Origin of the sequence: Saccharomonospora saliphila YIM 90502 (assembly GCF_000383795.1) — a bacterium.
Classification (GTDB): domain Bacteria; phylum Actinomycetota; class Actinomycetes; order Mycobacteriales; family Pseudonocardiaceae; genus Saccharomonospora; species Saccharomonospora saliphila.
Genome location: NZ_KB912656.1, coordinates 176,504 through 184,054, shown reverse-complemented (window position 1 = coordinate 184,054; position 7,551 = coordinate 176,504). Strand labels below are relative to the sequence as shown.

Below are 7,551 nucleotides of genomic sequence, written 5' to 3'. Positions count from 1 at the left end.
CGGACCGCGAAGGCGACGACCTCGCGCGCCGACGCGGCACGGTGCGCCACCACGCGCACCGCCGCGGCAGGCCCGCGCCGTTCTTCACGGCGTGAGAGCCAAGGGTTCTCAGACGGGGCGGGCGACGCGGGCCGTCGCGCAGCACCCGGTCCTCTAGGAGGCGTCTCACAGCACGCGGATCAGGCCCTCCTGCACCACGGTCGCGATGTGACCGCCGTCGGCGGCGAAGAGATTGCCGGTCGCCAGTCCGCGCGCGCCCGACGCGGTCGGTGAGGCGCTGTCGTAGAGGAACCACTCGTCGGCACGGAAGGGCCGGTGGAACCACAGCGCGTGGTCCAGACTCGCGCCGAGCACCCTGTCGACGTCCCAATACACGCCGTGCCGGGCGAGGATGGAGTCGAGCAACGTCATGTCCGAGGCGTAGGCGAGCACGCACACGTGCAGCAGCGGGTCGTCGGGCAGCGTGCCGTCGGCCCGCATCCACACCTGGTTGCGCCTGGGCACCGCGCCGGTCGTGCGGGTCACCCACGGCGGGTCGTTGACGTAGCGGATGTCGATCGGGCGGGGGTGCGAGAGCAGGCCGAGCTGGTCGGCGAAGCCCTCCGCGCGCTGTGCCAGGGTCGGCACCGCGTCGGGCCCGGGTACGTCCGGCATCGGCTCGGCGTGCTCGAGACCCGGCTCGGCGATCTGGAACGAGGCCGAGAGCGAAAAGATCGCCTTGCCGTGCTGCACGGCGACCACCCGACGGGTGGTGAACGAGCGGCCGTCCCGGATGCGGTCCACCTCGTAGACGATCGGCACGCTCGGGTCACCGGGGCGGATGAAGTACGCGTGCAGCGAGTGGACCGCACGCTCGGCGGGCACGGTGCGCCCGGCGGCCACGAGAGCCTGGCCGGCCACCTGACCGCCGAACACCCGCGTCGGAGAGTGCGGCGGGCTCACCCCGCGATAGATGTTCTCCTCGATGCGCTCCAGGTCCAGCAGCGCGACCAGGCGGTCCAGCACGCGCTGCCCGCCGAGGCCGCCGTCGGCCTCGAGGCCGCTCGCGGCCTCCCTCGCCAGCTCAGTCATACCCCCGATTAGACACCGTCGAGCGGCTCCGGTGGCCCCACGCCCGCCGCCGACACGCTCACGCGTGGTCCTCCTCACCGAGCCGGTGCACCCGGATGAGGTTGGTCGAACCGACGGTGCCCGGTGGCGATCCCGCCACAATCACGACCAGGTCGCCGGCCTGGTACCGGCCGGTCTCCAGCATCGCGTGGTCGACCTGCTGGATCATGCGGTCGGTCGAATCCACCTGCGACACGATCCGCGCCGTGGTGCCCCAGGTCATCGCCAACTGCGAACGCACGCTCTCCAGCGGGGTGAAGGCCAGCAGCGGCAACCGCGTGTGCAGCCGGGCGAGCCTGCGCACGGTGTCGCCGGACTGCGTGAACGCGACGAGTGCCTTCGCGTTGAGACGCTCGCCGATGTCACGGGCGGCGTAGGAGATCACGCCGCGCTTGGTGCGGGGAACGTGGCTCAGCGGGGGCACCGCGGGCATGTCCGCCTCGACCGCCTCCACGATCCGGCCCATCGTCTCGACCGTCTCGACCGGATACCGGCCGACGCTGGTCTCCCCCGAGAGCATGACCGCGTCCGCCCCGTCGAGCACCGCGTTGGCGACGTCGGAGGCCTCCGCGCGCGTCGGCCGGGAGTTGGTGATCATGGAGTCGAGCATCTGGGTCGCCACGATCACCGGCTTGGCGTTCTCCCGGGCGATCTGGATGGCGCGCTTCTGCACCAGCGGCACCTGCTCCAGCGGCAGCTCGACGCCCAGGTCACCGCGCGCCACCATGAGGCCGTCGAAGGCGAGCACGACCGCTTCGAGGTTGTAGACCGCCTCCGGCTTCTCCAGCTTGGCGATGACGGGCACCCGGCCCCGGCCCACGCGGTCCATCACCTGGTGCACCAGGTCGATGTCGGCCGGCGAGCGCACGAACGACAGCGCCACGAAGTCCACGCCGAGCTCCAGCGCGAACTCCAGGTCCTCGATGTCCTTCTCGGACAGGGCGGGCACCGAGATGTCCATCCCGGGCAGCGACACACCCTTGTGGTTGCTGACGGGGCCGCCCTCAACGACCTCGCACACGACGTCGGAGCCTTCGACGCGCTCGACCGTCAGGCCGACCTTGCCGTCGTCGACGAGCAGCCGGTCGCCGGGCTTGGCGTCCTTGGCCAGGCCCTTGTAGGTGGTGGACACCCGGTCGTGCGTGCCCGCGACGTCCTCGACGGTGATCCGCACCCGGTCGCCGGTGCGCCACTCCACCGGTCCGCCCGCGAACTCGCCGAGGCGGATCTTGGGGCCCTGGAGGTCGGCGAGGACACCCACCGCGCGCCCGGAGTCCCGCGCGGCGTTGCGGATCAGGTCATAGACCTGCTTGTGGTCGTTGTGGGTCCCGTGGCTGAAGTTCATCCTCGCCACGTCCATCCCCGCGTCGACGAGCGCCCGGACCTTGTCCGCCGTCGCTGTCGCCGGGCCGAGGGTGCATACGATCTTCGCTCGTCTGCTCACATTCGCACAGCCTAGCCGCTCGGCCCGCCCGCGTCTGTACCGATCCCGTATCCGTTCGAGGCGGGGTCTCGCCGCCGCCGGACGACGTGGCCACGGGCCGGGTGAAGCGGTCAGCGCCGGGCCAGGTCACTCGGGCCGACGTGGTCGGCGGCCCAGGCATTGAGCGGCCGGAGCCCTCGCCACGCCGTCCGGACCCGGTCCAGGCACGCGCGCTCGTGCAGCGCGTCGTCGGGCGGCCACGTCCACAGCGCGGTCAACGACCGGTACCGCAGCAGGTCGAGCCGGGGATGGTCGGCCGGAACGCCGCGCGGGCGGGTGACGAGCCGGTCCCCCGCGACCTCCCAGCCCTCGGCCCGGAGGGCGTCGAGGATCGCGGCCAGCGCGGCACCGTGCACGTCGCTCTCGACCGCACGACGGAAGCGGGCGAGCTGGTCCTGAGCCAGCCGGAAGCAGCCGCCGCCGACCCTGAGACCGGCCGGACCGACCTCGACGTAGAACGCTCCGCCGCCCCGGCCGCGCTCGACGACCGCTCCGCAGTGCGTCTTGTACGGGCTCTTGTCGCGGGCGAAACGCACGTCCCGGTAAGGCCGGAACACCTTGCCCTGGCCGAAGTCGCCGAACTCGTCCAGCAGCTCGGCCAGCAGTTCCTCCATCGGCCCCCGCACGTCGGAGGTGTAGACGGCGAGGTTGTCCTGCCAATACGCCTTCGAGTTGTCCACCGCGAGCCCGTCGAAGAAGTCGACCGCGTACTCGCCGAAGCCGGTGAACGCCATGCGACCACGCTACTGCGCCCCGACCCGCCCGCCCGGATCGGGCGGGCGGGCCGGAAGCGATCCGCGAGCGGTCAGTAGGCCAGGCCGAGCAACCACCCGCCCAGCGTGTAGGCCGCGAGCGTGATCAGCACCACGCCGATGACGTTGAGCAGAGCGCCGCCCCGCACCATCTGCCCGATGGTGACATGGCCCGAGCCGAACACGATCGCGTTCGGCGGCGTCGCGACCGGCAACATGAACGCGCAAGTGGCTGCCATCGCGGCGGGCACGACCAGCACCATCGGCCCGTAGCCGAGACCGACCGCCACCCCGCCGAGGATCGGCAGGAACGCCGCCGCCGTGGCCGTGTTGCTGGTCAGCTCCGTGAGCAGCAGGACGAGCAGCGCCGAGACGGCCGCGAGGGCGATCACCGGGAAGGCGGAAAGGCCGCTGACCTGATCGCCGATCCACTCGCTCAGCCCGGTGTCGGTGAAGTGGCTCGACAGGCTCAGTCCTCCGCCGAACAGCAGCAGGATGCCCCAGGGGATCTGCTTGGCCGTGTCCCAGTCGAGCGTCCGCACCCCCGTGCGCGGGGCGACCGGGAGCAGGAACAGCACCACCGCCGCGGCCATCGCGATCCCGGCGTCCGAGATGTTGCCCAGCCACGGGACCGCCTCGGCGACGACGTCCCTGTCGGCCAGGGTGGGAATGACGATCCAGGACAGCGCCGCGAGCACGAACACGGTGAGCGCGTTCCGCTCGCCCCGGCTCATCGGTCCCATCTCGTCGAGCTCGCGCCGGATGAGCTCCCGGCCGCCGGGCAGCGACCGCAGGCGCGGGCGGAACACCACGCGGGTGAGCACCAGCCAGGCGAGCACGAGGAAGACCGCCGAGACCGGAAGGCCGAACATCATCCACTGGCCGAAGGTCAGGGTGATGTCGAAATTCTCCTCGAGGTAGCCCACGAGCAGCGTGTTCGGCGGTGTCCCGATGATCGTGGACAGTGAGCCGATCGAGGCCGCGTAGGCGATGCCCAGCATCAGCGCGGTGGCGAAGTTGGGGTCGCCCTCGCCATCGCCGAGCTGGGAGACCAGGCCGAGCACCGAGACCCCGATCGGGAGCATCATCACCGCCGTGGCGGTATTGCTCACCCACATGCTGATGAACGCGGTCGCGAGCATGAAGCCCGCGATCAGCATCACCGGCTTGGTACCCACCGCCAGCACGGTCCGCAGCGCGATGCGCCGGTGCAGGTTCCAGCGCTGCATCGCCAGCGCGATCATGAACCCGCCCATGAACAGGAAGATGATGTCGTCGGCATACGGGGCGGCGGCGTCTTCGATGTCGCTGACCCCGAAGAACGGGAACAGCACCAGCGGCAGCAGGGCCGTGGCCGGAAGCGGCAGCGCCTCGGTGACCCACCAGACGGCCATCAGCACCGCGACCGCGGCGGTCGTCCTCCCCTCCGGGGGCAGGCTCGGCGGCAGCACCAGGTAGGTGACGACCGCGAGCACGGGTCCCACCGCGAGGCCGATCCACTGCCTGCGCACCCCCGAGGTCCCGGACTCCTCGGTGCCGGTGCCACCCGCTACGGACTGTGACATCACTCACCTCCAACGCTCAGTGTCCGGAATGTACCGCGTCGGCGCCGGTTGTTCACACCACCGTGCGAAAGAGGAGAACACGCTCCGCCGCGACCGGCACATCGGCTGACACGGCGCCTGAGGTCACGACACCGAGCGCGGGGTCACCTCGCGGACACCGCGCGCGGGGGTCGGGTCGCGGATACCGCGCGTGGGGATCACCTCGCGGATACCGCGCGCGGGTGGTGGGCCTGGGCCCGGCCCACCACCCGGGGCGCTCAGCCGAAGAACACCTCCGCCTCGGCGTAGCGCTGCGGCGGCACCGTCTTCAGCTCGGCGGTGGCCTCCGCCAGCTTCGCCCTGACGATGTCGGTGCCACGCAGGGCAACCATCACCCCGAAGTCACCATCGGCGACGGCATCCACCGCGTGCAGCCCGAAGCGGGTGGCGAGCACGCGGTCGTAGGCGGTCGGGGTGCCGCCGCGCTGGGTGTGGCCCAGCACCACGGCACGGGATTCCTTGCCCGTGCGGCCGGCGATCTCGTCGGCGAGCCATGTGCCCACGCCGCCGAGCCGGACGTGCCCGAAGGCGTCCTTCTCGCCGGTCTGCAGGACCTCCGCACCGCCTTCCGGGAGCGCGCCCTCGGCGACGACGATGATCGGGGCGTACTCGCGCTCGAACCGGCGCGTCACCCACTCCACGACCGTGTCCACCGAGAACGGCCGCTCCGGCACCAGAATCACGCTCGCACCGCCCGCGAGGCCGGAGTGCAGGGCGATCCAGCCCGCGTGCCTGCCCATGACCTCGACCACGAGCGCGCGGTGGTGCGACTCGGCCGTGGTGTGCAGCCGGTCGATCGCCTCGGTGGCGATGTGCACGGCGGTGTCGAAGCCGAAGGTGTAGTCCGTGGCACCCAGGTCGTTGTCGATGGTCTTCGGCACGCCGACCACCTTGATGCCCTCTTCGGTGAGGCGGTTGGCCACACCGAGGGTGTCCTCGCCGCCGATGGCGACGAGCGCGTCGATGCCCTTCTCGGCGAGCACGGCCTTGATCGCCTCGACTCCGCCGTCCTCGGTGTACGGGTTCGTCCGCGAGGAGCCGAGGATGGTGCCGCCCCGGGTGAGGATGCCCTCGACATCGTCGCGGGTCAGCCACCGGCCCTCCCCGGTGATGGCTCCGCGCCACCCGCTGCGGAAGCCGTAGATTTCCCAGCCGTGGGTCTCGATGCCCTTCAGCACCACGGCACGGATCACCGCGTTCAGGCCCGGGCAGTCGCCCCCGCCGGTCAGCACACCGACTCGCATCAGAAACTACACCTTTCGTTGCCTGTGTCACACTGTCCGATCTCAGCCTAGCGGTCCCGGCACTGGATCGGTGCAGCGAACCCACGTGTGCTAGCGTGACCCCCGTGCGGCGTTATTTCTGGTTTAGCGGACCGGCCCGGGGTGGGCCGGTCGGCGACGCCGCGCGCTGACCACTCGACCATCCCCGAGCCGGACGACGACAAGCCGGCTCGGCGGTCACGGCGGGGTCGGCTTGCGGAAAGGACGCCGATGCCCTCCGCCGACACCGACCTCACCGATCCGCTCACAGCGCTGGACGGACAGCGCACCACGAGCGTGCGCCCGCTGCTCTCCCCCGCGTTGCTCCGCGAGGACCACCCGGTCGACCCGGGCGCGGCCAAGACGGTCGCGCAGGGGCGCGCCGACACCGTCGGCGTCCTCGACGGCGGCGACGACCGCCTGCTGGTCGTGGTGGGCCCCTGCTCCGTGCACGACCCGGTCGCGGCCCTGCATTACGCCCGGCTGCTCGCCGAGCACGCCGAGTCGGTGCGCGACGAGCTGCACGTCGTGATGCGGGTCTACTTCGAGAAGCCACGCACGACGCTCGGGTGGAAGGGTTTGATCAACGACCCGGACCTCGACGGGAGCTATGCCGTCAACCGGGGCCTGCGGCTGGCCCGGCGCCTGTTGCTGGACATCTCCGCCCTGGGGCTGCCCGTGGGGTGTGAGTTCCTCGACCCCATCACCCCGCAGTTCATCGCCGACACCGTCACGTGGGGCTCGATCGGCGCGCGCACGGCGGCCAGCCAGGTGCACCGGCAGCTGTGCAGCGCCCTGTCGATGCCGGTGGGCATCAAGAACTCCACCGACGGCGACGTCCAGGTCGCCGTGGACGCCACCCGGGCGGCGGCGGCCGGGCACGTGTTCGCCGGAATCAACGACGACGGGCTCGCCGCCCTGCTGACCACTTCGGGCAACCCCGACTGCCATGTCATCCTGCGCGGCGGCTCCGCGGGCCCGAACCACGACAGCGCCACCGTGGCCGACACGCTCGACAGGCTGCGCGCGGCCGGACAGCCGGAGCGCGTGGTCGTCGATGCCAGCCACGGCAACAGCGGCAAGGACCACCACCGGCAAGCCGAGGTGGTCCGCGAGCTCGCGGGACGCGTCGGCGACGGCGAGCGCGGGATCGTCGGCGTGATGCTGGAGAGCTTCCTGGAACAGGGCCGCCAGGACCTGACCCTCGGCGAGGCCGGGGCCCTGGCCTACGGGCGCAGCATCACCGACGCCTGCCTCGACTGGCCGACCACGGCCACCCTGCTGGACGACCTCGCCGACGCCGTCCGCCGCGCCCGCTGAGGGCCGCGTCGCCTACCGCG

General features: G+C 71.6%; 6 protein-coding genes. 1 reads left to right on the top strand and 5 read right to left on the bottom strand.

Annotation, left to right across the window (positions count from 1 at the left end; genetic code table 11):
• Positions 1 to 165: 165 nt before the first annotated feature.
• The 5 genes from SACSA_RS0109840 to SACSA_RS0109820 form a co-directional block, all read right to left on the bottom strand.
• On the bottom strand, positions 166 to 1,071 hold the full coding sequence (locus SACSA_RS0109840) for an acyl-CoA thioesterase (RefSeq protein ID WP_019815487.1): 906 nt from the start codon (positions 1,069 to 1,071) through the stop codon (positions 166 to 168).
• A 58-nt stretch (positions 1,072 to 1,129) separates the two neighbouring features.
• Positions 1,130 to 2,554: a pyruvate kinase gene (gene pyk / locus SACSA_RS0109835; RefSeq protein WP_028661735.1), complete on the bottom strand. Its 1,425-nt coding sequence runs from the start codon at positions 2,552 to 2,554 to the stop codon at positions 1,130 to 1,132.
• 110 nt (positions 2,555 to 2,664) lie between these two features.
• Entirely contained in the window at positions 2,665 to 3,327 is a 663-nt protein-coding gene (locus SACSA_RS0109830; RefSeq protein ID WP_019815483.1) for a DUF2461 domain-containing protein, read from the bottom strand.
• A gap of 71 nt (positions 3,328 to 3,398) precedes the next feature.
• Positions 3,399 to 4,910: an SLC13 family permease gene (locus tag SACSA_RS0109825; RefSeq protein ID WP_019815481.1), complete on the bottom strand. Its 1,512-nt coding sequence runs from the start codon at positions 4,908 to 4,910 to the stop codon at positions 3,399 to 3,401.
• A gap of 257 nt (positions 4,911 to 5,167) precedes the next feature.
• On the bottom strand, positions 5,168 to 6,193 hold the full coding sequence (locus tag SACSA_RS0109820; RefSeq protein WP_019815477.1) for a 6-phosphofructokinase: 1,026 nt from the start codon (positions 6,191 to 6,193) through the stop codon (positions 5,168 to 5,170).
• 249 nt (positions 6,194 to 6,442) lie between these two features.
• Between SACSA_RS0109820 and SACSA_RS0109815 the strand changes: the two genes are divergently transcribed.
• On the top strand, positions 6,443 to 7,531 hold the full coding sequence (locus SACSA_RS0109815) for a 3-deoxy-7-phosphoheptulonate synthase (RefSeq protein WP_019815475.1): 1,089 nt from the start codon (positions 6,443 to 6,445) through the stop codon (positions 7,529 to 7,531).
• The last annotated feature ends 20 nt before the right edge of the window (positions 7,532 to 7,551 follow it).

What these genes read in the sequence shown, in the direction of transcription:
- SACSA_RS0109815 (WP_019815475.1), top strand. Translation starts at nt 6,443, where the DNA reads ATGCCCTCCGCCGACACCGACCTCACCGATCCGCTCACAGCGCTGGAC.
- SACSA_RS0109830 (WP_019815483.1), bottom strand. Translation starts at nt 3,327, where the DNA reads ATGGCGTTCACCGGCTTCGGCGAGTACGCGGTCGACTTCTTCGACGGG.
- SACSA_RS0109825 (WP_019815481.1), bottom strand. Translation starts at nt 4,910, where the DNA reads ATGTCACAGTCCGTAGCGGGTGGCACCGGCACCGAGGAGTCCGGGACC.
- SACSA_RS0109840 (WP_019815487.1), bottom strand. Translation starts at nt 1,071, where the DNA reads ATGACTGAGCTGGCGAGGGAGGCCGCGAGCGGCCTCGAGGCCGACGGC.
- SACSA_RS0109820 (WP_019815477.1), bottom strand. Translation starts at nt 6,193, where the DNA reads ATGCGAGTCGGTGTGCTGACCGGCGGGGGCGACTGCCCGGGCCTGAAC.